Genomic DNA, 16,130 nt, shown 5'->3' on the forward strand with positions numbered 1-16,130 from the left:
CGAACCAATACACGGCGCTCTGGATACAGGATTTAGTAAAACTTTGTGTTTTTTTTAAGGTACTAGTTCACACAACTCCCGTGACGTTGCGTTTTTTTTGGGCGTTTCGTTAACAAGCGTGGTTAAGCCGCTGGATCTTGGAACTCAGGGCGCTTGTGCCAGCGGCACACGAATCGAGCGCGCCCCGGGCGAGTCGCCCCCAGGATTCGGTCTCAACCTGTGGATAAACCGGGCGTTTTGGTTAACCTGTGTGAAGAATGTATGAATATTCTCCCTGTGTTCCGGTTAACGATTTTTGCCCCCTCAAACACAGCCCCAAACGAATCTAGGTTAATCCACCGTCAATAGTGTTTTGTCGTGGAAACGTCACAAAATGTAGTTGACCGGCCCCCTCCGCCTACGCCAGTTTGTGTATGCGGAGGAGGCGAACACCACATCTGGTGTCACTTCCAAGACAGACCAAAGACCCAACATACGACCCTGCAGGCGCATAGCGGTTTCGGGGCCAGGGACAGATTTGCTTGGACCTCCTTCGCACGAACACATCACCGGCACGGCGGAACAACCGCATGGCCGACACTCAAATGGCCAGCATGGGGCAGACATGAAAATCGAACGCCATTTCACCAAAGACGGACAAGACGCATACGCGGGCATCGACTTCGCGATTACCGCTTCGGAGATCCGCAATCCTGACGGCACGGTCGTCTTTCGGCTCGACGAAGTAGAGGTGCCGAGCGCCTGGAGCCAGGTGGCTTCCGACGTGATCGCGCAGAAGTATTTCCGCAAGGCCGGGGTCCCGGCCGCGTTGAAGCCCGTCCGTGAGAAGGGCGTGCCGTCCTTCCTGTGGCGGTCCGTGGCCGATGACAAGGCGCTTGCCAAGATGCCCGAGGACAAGCGCTATGGCGGCGAGACCTCGGCCAAGCAGGTGTTCCGCCGTCTGGCCGGTGCCTGGGCCTATTGGGGCTGGAAGGGGGGATACTTCACCTCCGAGGCCGATGCGCGCGCCTATTTCGACGAAATGCAGCTGATGCTGGCCAAGCAGATGGCCGCCCCGAACTCGCCCCAGTGGTTCAACACGGGCCTGCACTGGGCCTACGGCATCGATGGTCCGGCGCAGGGTCACTATTATGTCGACCACGCCACGGGCAAGCTGACGAAATCCACCTCGTCCTACGAGCATCCGCAGCCCCATGCCTGCTTCATCCAGTCCGTCGCCGACGATCTGGTGAATGACGGCGGCATCATGGACCTCTGGGTCCGCGAGGCGCGGCTCTTCAAATACGGTTCCGGCACGGGCACCAACTTCTCCTCCCTCCGTGCCGAAGGGGAAGCCCTGTCAGGCGGCGGCAAGTCGTCGGGCCTGATGGGCTTCCTCAAAATTGGCGATCGGGCTGCGGGCGCGATCAAGTCGGGCGGCACCACGCGCCGCGCGGCCAAGATGGTGATCTGCGATGCGGACCACCCGGATATCGAAGAGTTCGTGAACTGGAAGGTGAAGGAAGAGCAGAAGGTTGCCTCCATCGTCGCCGGCTCCAAGATGCACGAGGCCAAGCTGAACGAGATCTTCGCGGCCATCGGCGAATGGGACGGTCTGGGCGAGGATGCCGTGGATCCGACCAAGAACGCAGCGCTCAAGACGGCGATCCGTGGTGCCAAGAAGGTGTCGATCCCCGAGACCTATATCAAGCGCGTGCTCGACTATGCCAAGCAGGGCTATGCCGCGATCGAGTTTCCGACCTATGACACGGATTGGGACAGCGAGGCCTATAACTCGGTCTCCGGCCAGAATTCCAACAACTCCGTGCGGGTGACCGATGCCTTCCTGAAGGCGGTCAAGGATGACGCGGATTGGGAATTGTTGCGCCGTACCGATGGCAAGGTGGCCAAGACGATCAAGGCGCGCGAGCTGTGGGAGAAGATTGGTCATGCGGCCTGGGCCTGCGCCGATCCCGGCATTCAGTTCCACGACACGGTGAATGACTGGCATACCTGCCCCGAAGACGGCGCGATCCGCGGCTCCAACCCGTGCTCGGAATACATGTTCCTGGACGATACGGCCTGTAACCTCGCGTCGATGAACCTGCTGACCTTCTACAAGAACGGCAAGTTCGACGCTGAGGGCTACATGCATGCGGCCCGTCTCTGGACCCTGACGCTGGAAATCTCGGTGCTGATGGCGCAGTTCCCCTCCAAGGAAATCGCACAACGCTCCTATGACTTCCGGACCCTTGGTCTCGGCTACGCCAATATCGGCGGCCTGCTGATGAACATGGGCTACGGCTATGACAGCGATGAGGGCCGCGCACTTTGCGGGGCGCTGACCGCGATCATGACAGGGGTGAGCTATGCCACCTCCGCCGAGATCGCCTCCGAAGTCGGCACCTTCCCGGGCTATGCCAAGAACGCCGATCACATGCTCCGCGTGATCCGCAATCACCGGACGGCGGCCTATGGCAAGACCGAGGGCTATGACGCGCTGGCGACCAAGCCGGTGGCGCTGGACCATGCAAGCTGCCCGGACCAGACCCTGGTTGAGCTCGCGAAATCCGCCTGGGACGAGGCGCTGGAGTTGGGCGAGCAGCATGGCTACCGCAATGCGCAGGCCACGGTGATCGCCCCGACCGGGACCATCGGTCTCGTGATGGATTGCGACACCACCGGGATCGAGCCGGACTTCGCGCTGGTGAAGTTCAAGAAGCTCGCCGGCGGCGGCTATTTCAAGATCATCAATCGGTCTGTCCCCGCAGCGCTCGAAACGCTCGGCTACAGCTCGGCCCAGATCGAAGAGATCATCGCCTATGCGGTGGGCCACGGCACACTTGGCAATGCGCCCGGTGTGAACCACACGGCACTGATCGGCCACGGCTTCGGCCCGGCGCAGATCGAGAAGATCGAGGCGGCCCTGCCATCGGCCTTCGACATCCGCTTCGTGTTCAACCAGTGGACCCTGGGCGAAGAGTTCTGCACCCAGACCCTCGGCATTCCCGCCGAGAAGCTGAACGATCCGACCTTTGACCTGCTGCGCCATCTGGGCTTCCCCCGGGCGGATATCGATGCGGCCAACAACCATGTCTGCGGGACCATGACGCTGGAGGGCGCGCCCTTCCTGAAGACCGAGCACTACAAGGTCTTTGACTGCGCCAATCCCTGCGGCAAGACCGGCAAGCGGTTCCTCAGCGTGGACAGCCATATCCGCATGATAGCGGCGGCCCAGTCCTTCATCTCGGGCGCGATCTCCAAGACGATCAACATGCCCAATGACGCAACCATCGAGGATTGCCAGAAGGCCTATGAGTTGAGCTGGTCGCTCGGCACCAAGGCCAACGCGCTCTATCGCGATGGCTCCAAGCTCAGCCAGCCGCTCGCCGCGGCCCTGGTCGAGGATGATGAAGAGGCCGCCGAGATCCTCGAGACCGGCAACACCATGGAGAAAGCCCAGGTGGTCGCCGAGAAGATCATCGAAAAGGTTGTGGTCAAGGAGATCATCCGCTCGCATCGCGAGAAGATGCCCGAGCGTCGCAAGGGGTACACCCAGAAGGCGGTTGTCGGGGGCCACAAGGTCTATCTGCGGACGGGCGAGTATTCCGACGGCAATCTCGGTGAGATCTTCATCGACATGCACAAGGAAGGCGCGGGCTTCCGGGCGATGATGAACAACTTCGCCATCGCGGTCTCGGTCGGCCTGCAATACGGGGTGCCGCTGGAGGAGTTCGTGGACGCCTTCACCTTCACCAAGTTCGAGCCGGCCGGCATGGTTCAGGGCAATGACAGCATCAAGAATGCGACCTCGATCCTGGACTATATCTTCCGCGAACTGGCGGTGAGCTATCTGGACCGGACCGATCTGGCCCATGTCCAGCCCACCGGTGCCAGCTTCGACGATCTCGGGCGCGGCGAGGAAGAGGGCGTCTCCAACGTCAAGCAGATGTCCGACAACGCGGCGAGCAAGTCACTCGAAGTGCTCAAGCAGATCAGCTCGACCGGCTACCTGCGCAAGCGCATGCCCCAGGAACTGGTCGTGTTGCAGGGTGGTGGACAGCCTGCGGTCGCTGAGATCCCGGTGACCGGCACGATCGGCGGCGGCGAAGTGGCCACTATGACGGCCGTGCGCGCGGTAACCTCGGTCTCCACCGGGATGGATGCTCGAGCCAAGGCCAAGATGCAGGGCTATGAGGGCGAAGCTTGCGGCGAATGCGGCAACTACACGCTGGTCCGCAATGGCACCTGCATGAAGTGCAACACCTGCGGCGCCACCTCGGGCTGCAGCTAAAGAAATTGAGAGTTGGTGGGGAGCGGTGCTGCAACACCACCCCCCAGCTCATCCTGCATTCGCCTAGCACGCTGCAGGGAAAGCTTGTTCGGCCCTAACGGGTCGATGAACGAAATGGAGCATGACCGGACAGAGCGATCAATAGCGTGCTGATTTATACAGATTTGCTCAGGGGTTTACCCACAAGTTTTCGGAGCAGTCTGTGGATAACAGAGGAGACCACCATGTCTCGAAGAAAAAACTCTGAAGTCACCAGCGCAAAGGCTGCCTCCGCGGCGTCTAAGGTTCTACGAAACCCGCGGTCGTCCAAGGCAGCAAAGACAGCTGCTGCTTCGGCGCTGACTCAGCGCCCGAACAGAAAGAAGTAAGCTTTTGGCGAACAGTTCGCCGAATTGAATCGGGCGGGGCCCGCGTGATTTCTGGGAAACACGCTACACCCCGCTAGGTGGATCCTTCTTGGTCCACCGGAATCCAAGGCGGGTGCGCTCGCCTTTGACGCGGTCAGGCCGCAGGCAGAAAACACGGGCGGTAATAACGACGAGCCTGACTTGCGAAACTCAATGGGCGGCCTTCGGGTCGCCTTTTTTCTTGACCTGCGGCAAAAGGGCAGGTGTTTCAATTCTGAATTGCGCTCAATATGGAATCCCGTCGGAATATATCCCCGGTCTGATGGGAAATTGCGTAATTCAGATTTCCTTGAGGATGCCCATGAAACACTGTCTCACAAAACTCTCTGCTGCGCTCGCTGTGTCCGTTTCGCTGTCTGCGCCCGCGCTCGCAGAAAAGATCGATGATACCTTCACTTACATGGGGTTGAACGGTGGGCATCTTGGATCGCTCGTCGTTGGTACAAAGGCAATGAATTACCAGGGCCGGGTTGCGGTCTGCGGAATTGCCTGGGTCGAGCCCTTTGAAAATGGCGGCTATAGCAGTTCCGTCATGTCTGACTTGCGGGAAATTACGCGGAAGATCAGCTATTCCCTCGCCGGAAAAAGCCTGCGTTTTTCCACGGTGAAATTCGCTTATGTCAAAGGGGTCGACGCGGCCCGCGATACGGAGGTGCCCTGTATCGCCACGCGGGTGGCATGGACCGAGGCGATGACCGGGGAACGGATCGAAATGACCGCGCGCCGGATCACTATCAGCAAGTAAGGGCTGTCCGAAATCAGCCATCATGCACCGTCTTGCGGCGCATGATGGGACAGCGAGTCGGGGCGAGCGGGGCCTGACGCGTTGGGACGGCCGACACAACTTAGACGGTACTGTTGTAGCAGGTGCACTCCTTGGGCGGGAATTCCCTGAGAAACAATCGAACTCGCCGCCGGGGACAGGCGATGAAACCGAGGCTGGATTTGCCCGCAAGGCGCTTAAAAATAAGGCGTTTACCGCTCTCAGGCTCTGAATTCCCCAATAAAATAAAAGCTTTCGTTGAGCTGCCGCTTTGGTTAATGAAAGGTGTGTGTGCGAGCGTTGTGGGGGACCATGGCGGTCGCATGTGTTACTATCCAGTAGGACTACCATGAAACTACTCTCTGTACTCGCAACGGTGGTCGGGTTGTTGTTGTCGCAACCTGCACTAGCCAAAACCTATTCGTTTTTTGTCGGCGGCGCGACCGTCGGCGTCGGCGGGACTATCACGTCCGACGGAACGATTGGGCTCGCGAAAGCGACAGACTCCGTCGAAGAATTTACGGTGGGGTTCGTCTTCTTTGGTCAGCCCGCGGGTCCCGGCCTCAGCTTTGACAGCAGCGCTGTCGCGGCTGTGTTCGGCGACACGACTTTCCTCTATACCGAGGACGCGATTTTTATCGCGGCACCCAACGATGGCACGCCCGCACCTTTCGCGGACCTGTCTGACGGCGAGAACGACTACTACCTAGTCGGCGAAGCTCTCACCGTCGCCCCGGTTCCTCTGCCTGCGTCGCTCCCGCTGCTTGCGGTCGCTGTAGGTGGTTTGACATTGGCACGCCGCCGGAGACAACAAGCGCTGGCGTGATCCAAGGACCACAAGTGACAAAGGCGCATCGCACTGGGGTTAACCCAGAGCGGTGCGTTTTTCGTTTCAGGGTATGGGTTGGCAAAGCCGCCTGTCGTCGCGCACAGAAAAGACCCGTCTAGAAATCCCCATCGCTTTGCCGCGGCAGAAGGCTGCTGGCCTCTGCGCCGTCCGAGAGCTCGCACAAGGTGCGCAGCTTGGCCCGCGCCCGGGCGAGCCGTGACAGCACCGTGCCATGGGCCACGCCCATTTGGCGCGCCACATCCTCGGGTTCCTGTCCTTCGATCACCACGGCGGTGAGCGCAGTGCGTTGCTCCGGCGGCAGGGTGGCGATCGCCTGCATGACATCCGCAAAGGCGACGCGGCGCGGTCCGGTTTCAGCGGCTTCATTCACCCAGTCGGTTTCGATCAGGGCATCGGTCGCGGGCAGGCGTCCGCGCCGGCGCGTCGCGTTGCGCAGGGTGGCGCGGGCATAGGCGGGCAGGGCCTCGATCTCGGCGCCGGCGCGCTGCTGGCTCCAGACTTGCAACAGGGCTTCCTGCACGAGATCCTCGGCATCGCTCTGGGACGGCACCAGCGCCCGGGCGGCCCGGGTCAGGCCAGGGATCAGGGCCACGAGCGCGGCCTCGGTGGTGGCGGGGGGAGGGGCGGTTAACTGTGTCATGGGTCAAAGCTGCGCATTGTCCGGGCGGCTCTCAATACGAGGAAACCTGCCGAGCGGGTTTCTGCAGGGCTTGATCGGCAGAGATCTGCGCGCGCGCCCTACGGGATTGGGCGGTGCCATGCTGACACCGGCCGCGCGCGGTCCGGGCCCGGATAAAGGGCGGCTCAAATGGCTCTAGGGACGTGAAGGGCGCGGTGAACGCGGTCTTCGAAAACTGATCTCAAGGAGACACACACAATGAAATCCATGATCCTCGGACTGATCGCGTCGTCGGCTCTGATTGCAACGGCAACCGCCGTGAGCGCGAGCACAGAGATGGATACGGATGGCGACGGCATGTATTCCTTCGCCGAACTGCTCGTCGGTTTCCCGACGCTGACGGAAGAGACCTACACCACCATGGACACCAATGCCGATGGCGCGATCGACGCCGCAGAGCTGGCGGTGGCCCAGGATGGCGGTCTCTATCCCGCAGGCGGCTAAGGCACCCTCACTCACGGGACTTCACACATACGGGGCACAGCGGGGGCCGGGGTTCAGACCTCGGCCCCCATTGCCACGAGCCGCGCCCGCAGGGGCCCGGCATCGCCCGCGCCACTTTCCAGCGCATAGACATAGGCATGTGTCAGAAAGAACGCCGCCGCTTCGGGCCGCCGCGTAGCCGCCGCCGCATAAAGCGCGATCAGCATCTTCTTGTCCGAGCGGGCATGGGCCGCCTGCAACGCCAGGTCGAGCGCGCGGTCTTCACGATAGGCGGGCTTATTCTGCAGCATGGCGCGATCCTTCCTGCAGGGCCGCCGCCGCCCAGGCGTGGAAGCAATGGGTGGGCCCATCCATCGCCGGAGAAAAGGCGCCGCCGTCAAATCCGCTGGCCATGCGCCCGCGCTGCATCCCCTCCACCACGAAGATGTCCTCTTCGAAGACGGCCTTCCATTGGGCGGCATTCCCGGCCCGCATTTCCGGGGCCGTATCCGGGCGCGCATAGGACAGGGCCACGCGTTCGGTGGTTGTCGCGCAATCCTCGGGGATCAGCAGGATCGAGAACACATGGTCCCGGTGCACACCCAGCAGGACATTTGGATAGACCGCGATGTATTCCGCCGCCGTGTCCCAGGCCGTCGACAGACCCTCGAAATCCGGGAAGGCGGGGGTGCCATCGGGGGCACGGAACTGCTGATAGACCTCGGTGCCCTGTCCGGAATAGGCCCCGGGCGCCTCGATATTGTAGTGATCTTCCAGTCGCGAGATCGCGTTCAGCCCGGGATGGACCCAAGGCAGGTGATAGCTTTCGCAATAATTCTCGACGGCCAGCTTCCAGTTGCAGTTCACCTGGAGCGCGAAGCGGCTCTCGGCCCCGCCGGGGGCGAGGGGCTGGTCGAACGCGCGCCAGCGGGCGATCAGATCGGCATGGACCTCTTCGAAGGGCGGGGCGGTGCCGCTGAGATTGACGAATACCACGTCCATCCAGATATGGCTGGGCACCTCGATCAGACCCAGCAGGCTGCGGTCGATGGCATCATGGGTGTTCTGACCGGGGCCGCCCACATGGGGTGTTGTGACCAGCCGACCATCCGTGCCGTAGCACCAGGAGTGATAGGGGCAGCGGATCGCGCCCTCGATCCTGCGCGGCTGATCCACGAGGATCATGCCCCGGTGGCGGCAGACATTCTGAAAGACGCGCACGCGCCCGGCCTTGTCCCGGATCAGCAGCAGCGGCTGACCGCAAAAGCTTAGCGGGACCGCATCGCCGGGGGTCGGGACATCCGAGGCCACGGCGAGCCCGGCCCATTGCCCGGCCAGCAGGATCTCGGTTTCGCGCGCATGAAGCGCCGTATCGGTGTAATGGGCGTTGGGCAGGCCACGGGCCGAGGTGATCGGCTGGCACACGGCGCTCAGAGAATCGGTCATCAGAGGCTCCTCCCAAGGATTGGGAGAAGCTTAGAACCTCAAAAGGGCGCAATTCGCGTGAATTCCCGACCAGGGTTTTCTCACAGCGACATGTTCCGGGCCCAAGCGCGGCCGCGCTCAGGCGTGATCAGTCCGGGATGCCGGGGCCGCGGGACAGGGCGGCAACGCCGGTCCGGGCGATCTCGGTCAGGCCGAGCGGGCGCATCAGATCGCCAAAGGCGTCCACCTTGGCCGGGGTCCCGGTGATCTCGAAGACGAAGCTTTCGAGGGTGCTGTCGACCACATTGGCGCGAAAGATCTCTGCCAGACGCAGGGCCTCGATCCGCTTGTCGCCCGTCCCCGCAACCTTGAAGAGCGCCAATTCGCGCTCGACGCTCGCGCCCTCGACGGTCAGGTCATGGACCTCATGCACCGGCACCATACGCGCCAGCTGCGCCTTGATCTGTTCGATCACCTGCGGCGTGCCCGTGGTCACGATGGTGATGCGCGAGCGGTGCCCCTCATGGTCGATCTCGGCCACGGTGAGGCTTTCGATGTTGTAGCCCCGCCCGGAAAACAGCCCGATCACCCGCGCAAGAACCCCCGCCTCGTTGTCGACAACGACGGCCAGCGTGTGGGTCTCCTGATGGTCCCCAAAGGTGGAGCGCAGGTCATAGGCGGAATGCTTCGAGGAGCCTTGTTCAATCTTCAGCGGGGACATCTGTTCGCTTTCATTGCAGCGCGTGGCGCTGATCTTTTCTTTGAAACGTAAAATTGGGTGGGGCCGCGGGGGCATTGCGCCCCCGCAGCCAAAGGATCACACCAGAACGGCGCCCTTGGTGCCGATGACGCCCTGGGTCTCGGCTTCGCCCAGCAGCATCTCGTTATGGGGCGCGCCCGACGGGATCATCGGGAAGCAGTTCTCGTGCTTCTCGACCAGACAATCGAAGAGAACCGGGCCGTCATAGTCCAGCATCTCCATGATCGCGTCGTCCAGATCCTTGGGATCCTTGCAGAGGATGCCCTTTGCACCGAACGCTTCGGCCAGTTTCACGAAGTCGGGCAGGGCGTCGGACCAGGAATGGCTGTAGCGCTCGCCATGGAGCAGCTCCTGCCACTGGCGCACCATTCCCAGGCGCTCGTTGTTCAGGATGAACTGCTTGACCGGCAGGCGATACTGGATCGCAGTGCCCATCTCTTGCATGTTCATCAGCCAGCTGGCCTCGCCCGCCACATTGATGACCAGCGCGTCCGGATGGGCCACCTGCACCCCGATCGAGGCCGGGAAGCCATAGCCCATCGTGCCCAGCCCGCCCGAGGTCATCCAGCGGTTCGGCTCGTCAAAGCCCAGATACTGCGCGGCCCACATCTGATGTTGGCCCACCTCGGTCGCGATATACCGCTTGGGGTGGTCCTTGGTCAGGGCCTCGAGCCGCTGCAGGGCATATTGCGGCTTGATCGTTGTCTCGGAGTTCTTGAAGTCGAGGCAGCGGACCTTGCGCCATTCCTCGATCTGCGCCCACCATTTCTGCAGGCCGGCCTTGTTGGTCTTGCGACCGCGCGCCTTCCAGATCCGCAGGGCGTCTTCGAGCACATGGCCGATATCGCCGATGATCGGCACGTCGGTCCGGATCACCTTGTTGATCGAGGATGGATCAATGTCGACATGCACCTTCTTAGAATTGGGCGAGAAATCAGCCACGCGCCCGGTGATCCGGTCGTCGAACCGTGCGCCGATATTCAGCATCAGGTCACAGCCATGCATGGCCAGATTGGCCTCATAAAGCCCGTGCATCCCCAGCATGCCGACCCAGTTCTCGCCCGATGCCGGGTAGGAGCCGAGCCCCATCAGGGTCGAGGTGATCGGAAAGCCCGTTTCGGCCACGAATTCCCGCAGAAGCTGGCTCGCCGCCGGGCCGGAATTGATCACGCCGCCGCCGGTATAGAAGATCGGGCGCTCTGCCGTCTCCATCAGCTCGACCATGGCGGTGATCGCCTCGATATCGCCCTTCACGCGCGGCTGGTAATGCCGGGTGTCCGCCTTGGCGGGTGGCGTGTAGTTGCCTTCGGCGAACTGCACATCCTTGGGGATGTCCACCAGCACCGGACCCGGGCGGCCATGGGTCGCCACGTGGAAGGCCTGATGGATGGTATCGGCCAGCATGTCGGTCTCTTTGACCAGCCAGTTATGCTTGGTGCAGGGGCGGGTGATGCCCACGGTGTCGGCTTCCTGAAAGGCGTCATTGCCGATCATGAAGGTCGGCACCTGACCCGACAGCACCACCATGGGGATGCTGTCCATCAGGGCGTCCGTGATCCCGGTCACTGCATTGGTGGCACCGGGGCCAGAGGTCACCAGAACAACGCCCGGCTTGCCGGTTGCGCGGGCATAACCCTCGGCGGCATGGGTCGCGGCCTGTTCGTGGCGCACCAGAATATGCTTGATGTCGGATTGCTGGAAAAGCTCGTCATAAATCGGAAGGACAGCCCCGCCCGGATAGCCGAATACCGTGTCGACACCCTGATCTCTCAGGGCTTGAACCACCATCTGTGCGCCGGTCATCTGCGTGCTCATCGTCTTTTCCTTTGCTTCACGCGGGCCTCAGGGCCTTGGATTCGTGCGGTCGGGCATAAAAAAACCCCCGGTCTTACTCGGGGGCGCAAGGGGATCGGTAGGGTTTCCGTTACCGGCCCATGCGCCAAATTCCAACAAGTACGACAATAGCGGGCATTTCCTGCGTCCTTTCCGTCCGTGCGCGGGACATTAGGTGCCTGTTTGACGGGCGTCAACAGACAAACGGCCAAGAAAGTGACGTGCGGACGGCTTTTCGCGGTGTTTTGTTGCGCAGCACGAGCCTGCGGCGAAAGATTTTCCGCCGCAGGTGCCGGGATTGCGGCTCAGGCGGCTTTGCGCGCGCGGGCGAGGCCCAGTCCGCCAAGGCCCAGAAGCAGGAGCGGCAGGGCCGCGGGCAGTGGGATCGGGGCAGGTGCGTCGAGACCGAAGCGGACCTCGGTGATGAAGCGGGCCAGTCTTGGGTCCGCCGGTGCCTTGTAGTCCAGAACCACACGGTCGAAGGCGGTCGTGGTGCCGAAGCCGATGAACTGGTCCGACAGGTCATTTCCGTTCGAGGTTACGGTCACGCTGCCGAGCAGGATTGCGCCGGAATAGGCCTCCAGCACCACATCGAAGATCCCGGAGGTTCCGGGATTGCCCATCTGGTCATTGCCGAAGGTCATGCCGACCTCGAAGCCGTTAATACCGGTGAACTCCAAGGGACCACCGTTCGGATCGCTTCTGACGCCTTGCTCGCCAGTATTTGACGCTAATGTGGTATTTCCAGAGACATCCGTGGACGTATCGATGTCGAATCCGGTCGCGCCGATGGTCGTGAGCGAGGCGAAGTCAGTGTAGTCTGAATAGGGGGTGACGGCGGCGAAAGCCGGGGTCGCGAGGCCGAGGGTCAGTGCGGTGGCGCAAATGCGAAAGAACATGGTAAATAACTCCGGATTTTAACAAGGATTAAACCTACCGCTGATCCTGCGCTTGTGGCAAGCGCGTAGCCGGTCGCCCTCGCTGCCCAGAACATCGTCGAGCCAGAGCCGGAGCACCTCTCCGAGAGGGATCCCGGTCTGATAAAGCCCGATCTCGAGCTGCACACCCTGCGCGCAAGGCCGCAAGCGGATGTCGAAGATCCCTGCAGCGCGTCCCGGGCCCGTCGCCTCGGGCTTGACCGCAAAGCGGCAGCGCCAGGGCCGTTCCAGCAGGATCACGGTCACTGCCTCGGGGGTATGGCTCCACAGATACGGGGGCTCGGTGGGGCGGGGACCTGCACCGTCCTTCTCATCGGGGTCGGCCGGGGCAACCGGGCTTGGCGCGACGGCGGGCCAAACCTGCTCGGGCGGCGCGGCGATCAGGGTCTTGTGGCGCGCGCCAAAGGCAAAGAGCGCAGGGACCTGGTCAAGCAGGCGCCCGTAGAGGATCAGGTAGAGCAATGCGATCATCGCCGCCGCTATGGCCAACCGGAGTACGGGGTTGGACAGCGCGGCATTGGCCTCCGGTTGGATCCAGATGAACAGCGTCTCGATCAGCGTGAACAGCGCAATCACCTCGCACAGGCGACGAAGCTGCGGCGCTAGCGCAATCAGCCCCGCAATCCCCGCCGCAGAGAGGGCAAAGAACAGCAGTGTCGCCACTGGGGGCGCCCAGAACGGCACATGGGCGAGGGCCCGGCCATCTGTCATGGCTCCGACCATCGCCGTTAAGGTAAAGAGTGTCGCGCAGACGAGAATGCGCCTGCGCTGCCGGTAGAGCGTCTGGATCATGCGAATACCCTCTGCCCACCAGAGAAAGGCCACCGCCTGTCACGGAACAGGCGCAAACCGGGCGGAAATGGGGCAAATCTTAACAAAGCGCTCGATTTTGCCCGCTCAGGGGTCTGTTTCGCTAAAATTCGGGGGATATCCACAGCTTCTATGCGATCGGCCCGGGCCTGCGGCTTGCAGGTACGGACAGGGGGAGGCATGCTCTGGCGGACGACCTGAGTCGCCCGGGCGGTGTCCCCCCTCAGCCTTGGCAGAAGACCTTCGTCGGGACAGGCGTGCATTGAAAAGCCGCGCGGACTGCCCCACGTAAGGAACCCAGATCAGGAGACGCCCCTTGGTTGCCGTCAGGGACCCGGGCTGTCTGCCCAATATAAGGACCGAGCATGTCTGAGACACTCAACCAAAGTTACCCGGTATTGCCGCTGCGTGATATCGTGGTCTTCCCCCACATGATTGTTCCGCTCTTTGTTGGCCGCGAGAAATCCGTGCGTGCGCTCGAAGAGGTCATGAAGGACGACAAGCAGATCCTGCTGTCGAGCCAGATCGATCCCAGCGTGGATGATCCGACCCCGGACGGGATCTTCACCTTCGGCGTGCTCGCCAATGTGCTGCAGCTGCTGAAACTGCCCGATGGCACCGTGAAGGTGCTGGTCGAGGGACGTCAGCGGGTCGAGATCACCGATTACACCGACAACGAGGACTTCTTCGAGGCCAACGCCATCCTTCTGGAAGAAGATGCGGGCGATGCCGAGACCTTGCGCGCGCTGGTCGGTTCGGTCAGTGCCGAGTTCGAGCGCTATGCCAAGATCAAGAAGAACGTCCCCGAAGAAGCCCTGACTGCCGTCGCCGACAGCACAGCGCCGGCCAAGCTGGCGGATATGGTGTCCGGCCATCTCGGCATCGAGGTTGGGCAGAAACAGGATCTGCTCGAGACCCTCAGCGTCGCCGAGCGTCTGGAGAAGGTCTATGGCCTGATGCAGGGCGAGATGAGCGTTCTGCAGGTCGAGAAGAAGATCAAGTCCCGGGTCAAGAGCCAGATGGAGCGGACCCAGCGCGAGTATTATCTGAATGAGCAGATGAAGGCCATTCAGAAGGAGCTCGGCGATGGTGAGGACGGTGCCAATGAGGTGGCCGAGCTCGAAGGTCGGATCTCTGAGACCAAGCTGAGCAAGGAAGCCCGCGAAAAGGCCGATGGCGAGATCAAGAAGCTCAAGAACATGAGCCCGATGTCCGCCGAAGCCACGGTGGTGCGGAACTATCTCGACTGGATGCTGTCGATCCCTTGGGGCACCAAATCCCGGGTGAAGAAGGATCTGAACAAGGCACAGGAAGTGCTCGACGCGGATCACTACGGGCTGGAAAAGGTCAAGGAGCGGATCGTCGAGTATCTCGCGGTGCAGCAGCGCTCGAAGAAACTCAAGGGGCCGATCCTGTGCCTCGTGGGGCCTCCGGGCGTCGGCAAGACCTCTCTGGGGAAATCCGTGGCCAAGGCGACGGGGCGCGAGTTCATCCGGATCTCTCTGGGTGGCGTGCGCGACGAGTCCGAGATCCGCGGTCACCGCCGGACCTATATCGGCTCCATGCCCGGCAAGATCATCCAGGCGCTGAAAAAGGCCAAGACCACGAACCCGCTTATCCTGCTCGATGAGATCGACAAGATGGGACAGGATTTCCGGGGCGACCCGGCCTCCGCCATGCTGGAGGTTCTCGATCCCGAACAGAACGGCACCTTTGTCGATCACTATCTCGAGGTCGAGTATGACCTCTCGAACGTGATGTTCCTGACCACGGCGAACTCCTACAATATGCCGGGTCCGCTTCTGGACCGGATGGAGATCATCTCGCTCGCGGGCTACACCGAGGACGAGAAGGCCGAGATCGCCAAGCAGCACCTGATCTCCAAGCAGGTGAAGAACCACGGGCTGAAGAAGGACGAGTTCTCTCTGTCCGACGAGGCCCTGCAGGAGATCATCCGCCGTTATACCCGCGAGGCGGGCGTGCGGAACCTGGAACGCGAGATTGCCAAGCTCGCCCGGAAGGCCGTGACGCAGATCGTCAAGAAAGAGGCCGAGACGGTCGAGGTCACCGAGGACAGCCTCGAGGACATGCTGGGCGTGAAGCGGTTCAAGTATGGGCTCGCGGAAGAGCAGGATCAGATCGGTGTCGTGACCGGGCTGGCCTGGACCTCTGTCGGTGGGGATCTGCTGAGCATCGAGGCGCTGCGCCTGCCGGGCAAGGGTCGGATGAAGACCACCGGCAAGCTGGGCGACGTGATGAAAGAGAGCATCGATGCGGCCTCGAGCTATGTCCGCTCGATCAGCCCGCAGATCGGGGTGAAGCCGCCGCGCTTTGACAAGTGGGACATCCACGTCCACGTGCCCGAGGGGGCGACCCCGAAGGACGGGCCGAGTGCCGGCATCGCGATGGTGACCTCCATCGTTTCGGTGCTGACACAGATCCCGGTCAAGAAGGACATCGCCATGACCGGCGAGGTCACCTTGCGCGGCAATGTCCTGCCCATCGGCGGGTTGAAGGAAAAGCTGCTCGCGGCCCTGCGCGGGGGGATCACCACGGTGCTCATCCCGCAGGAAAACGAGAAGGACCTGCCGGAGATCCCGGACAATGTGAAGGATGGTCTGACCATCATTCCGGTGTCCCATGTCTCCGAGGTGCTCAAGCAGGCGCTGGTCGCGACACCGGAAGCCATCGAATGGGATGAGGAGGCCGAAGAGGCCGCCGCCGCCCAGAAGGCCATGGCCGAGAAGCAAGGGCAGGGCGCCGTCGCGCACTGACCTGACGGTTTTTCGAGCTCACAAAGCCCCTCGGGATGTCCCGGGGGGCTTTTTTCTTGAGCGGTCAACTGACGTGCCGCTAACGTAGCGTCAGATATTTCAAGATCGCACGTCCTTTTCGATGGCGCTGCCGCAGTGGCGTGGCAGGCCGCTTACGCACCATTTTGCCTGTTGAAGGAGTTCTTACCCATGAAT

Annotated in this window: 12 protein-coding genes; 5 read left to right on the forward strand and 7 right to left on the reverse strand. The window is 62.0% G+C overall.

The features are described from left to right. The first annotated feature begins 604 nt into the window (after positions 1-604). The 3 genes from ACP15I_RS06860 (at position 605) to ACP15I_RS06870 (ending at position 6,269) form a co-directional block, all read left to right on the forward strand. Entirely contained in the window at positions 605-4,273 is a 3,669-nt protein-coding gene (locus ACP15I_RS06860) for a vitamin B12-dependent ribonucleotide reductase (protein WP_424974476.1), read from the forward strand. A 708-nt stretch (positions 4,274-4,981) separates the two neighbouring features. Further along, on the forward strand, positions 4,982-5,425 hold the full coding sequence (locus ACP15I_RS06865) for a hypothetical protein (RefSeq protein WP_424967549.1): 444 nt from the start codon (positions 4,982-4,984) through the stop codon (positions 5,423-5,425). A gap of 367 nt (positions 5,426-5,792) precedes the next feature. Continuing rightward, a complete protein-coding gene (locus ACP15I_RS06870) occupies positions 5,793-6,269 on the forward strand; it encodes a VPLPA-CTERM sorting domain-containing protein (RefSeq protein ID WP_424967550.1) in 477 nt (158 codons plus the stop codon). A gap of 118 nt (positions 6,270-6,387) precedes the next feature. On the opposite strand, the gene ACP15I_RS06875 is transcribed toward ACP15I_RS06870, so the two are convergent. Continuing rightward, a complete protein-coding gene (locus ACP15I_RS06875) occupies positions 6,388-6,933 on the reverse strand; it encodes an RNA polymerase sigma factor (protein WP_424974477.1) in 546 nt (181 codons plus the stop codon). A 237-nt stretch (positions 6,934-7,170) separates the two neighbouring features. On the opposite strand from ACP15I_RS06875, the gene ACP15I_RS06880 reads away from it, so the two are divergent. Beyond that, entirely contained in the window at positions 7,171-7,416 is a 246-nt protein-coding gene (locus tag ACP15I_RS06880; protein WP_424974478.1) for an EF-hand domain-containing protein, read from the forward strand. A 53-nt stretch (positions 7,417-7,469) separates the two neighbouring features. Here ACP15I_RS06880 and ACP15I_RS06885 read toward each other — a convergent pair whose 3' ends face one another. From ACP15I_RS06885 to ACP15I_RS06910, 6 genes are all read right to left on the reverse strand, one after another. Beyond that, positions 7,470-7,706 (reverse strand): hypothetical protein, encoded by a 237-nt coding sequence (locus ACP15I_RS06885; protein ID WP_424967553.1) that lies wholly within the window; start codon positions 7,704-7,706, stop codon positions 7,470-7,472. Beyond that, on the reverse strand, positions 7,693-8,841 hold the full coding sequence (locus tag ACP15I_RS06890) for an aromatic ring-hydroxylating oxygenase subunit alpha (protein WP_424974480.1): 1,149 nt from the start codon (positions 8,839-8,841) through the stop codon (positions 7,693-7,695). Before ACP15I_RS06890 ends, ACP15I_RS06885 begins: the two co-directional genes overlap by 14 nt. A 127-nt stretch (positions 8,842-8,968) precedes the next feature. Continuing rightward, complete coding sequence (gene ilvN, locus ACP15I_RS06895; RefSeq protein WP_424967555.1) at positions 8,969-9,541, reverse strand: acetolactate synthase small subunit; 573 nt, start codon at positions 9,539-9,541, stop codon at positions 8,969-8,971. 96 nt (positions 9,542-9,637) lie between these two features. Further along, on the reverse strand, positions 9,638-11,395 hold the full coding sequence (locus tag ACP15I_RS06900; protein WP_424967556.1) for an acetolactate synthase 3 large subunit: 1,758 nt from the start codon (positions 11,393-11,395) through the stop codon (positions 9,638-9,640). A 323-nt stretch (positions 11,396-11,718) separates the two neighbouring features. Beyond that, positions 11,719-12,312 (reverse strand): VPLPA-CTERM sorting domain-containing protein, encoded by a 594-nt coding sequence (locus tag ACP15I_RS06905; protein ID WP_424974481.1) that lies wholly within the window; start codon positions 12,310-12,312, stop codon positions 11,719-11,721. 18 nt (positions 12,313-12,330) lie between these two features. Then, entirely contained in the window at positions 12,331-13,143 is an 813-nt protein-coding gene (locus ACP15I_RS06910) for a hypothetical protein (RefSeq protein WP_424974482.1), read from the reverse strand. A gap of 383 nt (positions 13,144-13,526) precedes the next feature. Between ACP15I_RS06910 and lon the strand changes: the two genes are divergently transcribed. After that, positions 13,527-15,935 (forward strand): endopeptidase La, encoded by a 2,409-nt coding sequence (gene lon / locus ACP15I_RS06915; protein ID WP_424974483.1) that lies wholly within the window; start codon positions 13,527-13,529, stop codon positions 15,933-15,935. Positions 15,936-16,130: the final 195 nt, after the last annotated feature.

The organism is Dinoroseobacter sp. S124A, from assembly GCF_049801015.1.
Lineage (GTDB): Bacteria > Pseudomonadota > Alphaproteobacteria > Rhodobacterales > Rhodobacteraceae > Dinoroseobacter.

Excerpts from the sequence above, each read along its gene's own strand:
- ACP15I_RS06865 (WP_424967549.1), top strand. The coding sequence starts at position 4,982 with ATGAAACACTGTCTCACAAAACTCTCTGCTGCGCTCGCTGTGTCCGTT.
- lon (WP_424974483.1), top strand. The coding sequence starts at position 13,527 with ATGTCTGAGACACTCAACCAAAGTTACCCGGTATTGCCGCTGCGTGAT.
- ACP15I_RS06910 (WP_424974482.1), bottom strand. The coding sequence starts at position 13,143 with ATGATCCAGACGCTCTACCGGCAGCGCAGGCGCATTCTCGTCTGCGCG.
- ilvN (WP_424967555.1), bottom strand. The coding sequence starts at position 9,541 with ATGTCCCCGCTGAAGATTGAACAAGGCTCCTCGAAGCATTCCGCCTAT.
- ACP15I_RS06880 (WP_424974478.1), top strand. The coding sequence starts at position 7,171 with ATGAAATCCATGATCCTCGGACTGATCGCGTCGTCGGCTCTGATTGCA.
- ACP15I_RS06900 (WP_424967556.1), bottom strand. The coding sequence starts at position 11,395 with ATGAGCACGCAGATGACCGGCGCACAGATGGTGGTTCAAGCCCTGAGA.
- ACP15I_RS06885 (WP_424967553.1), bottom strand. The coding sequence starts at position 7,706 with ATGCTGCAGAATAAGCCCGCCTATCGTGAAGACCGCGCGCTCGACCTG.
- ACP15I_RS06905 (WP_424974481.1), bottom strand. The coding sequence starts at position 12,312 with ATGTTCTTTCGCATTTGCGCCACCGCACTGACCCTCGGCCTCGCGACC.
- ACP15I_RS06875 (WP_424974477.1), bottom strand. The coding sequence starts at position 6,933 with ATGACACAGTTAACCGCCCCTCCCCCCGCCACCACCGAGGCCGCGCTC.
- ACP15I_RS06870 (WP_424967550.1), top strand. The coding sequence starts at position 5,793 with ATGAAACTACTCTCTGTACTCGCAACGGTGGTCGGGTTGTTGTTGTCG.
- ACP15I_RS06890 (WP_424974480.1), bottom strand. The coding sequence starts at position 8,841 with ATGACCGATTCTCTGAGCGCCGTGTGCCAGCCGATCACCTCGGCCCGT.
- ACP15I_RS06860 (WP_424974476.1), top strand. The coding sequence starts at position 605 with ATGAAAATCGAACGCCATTTCACCAAAGACGGACAAGACGCATACGCG.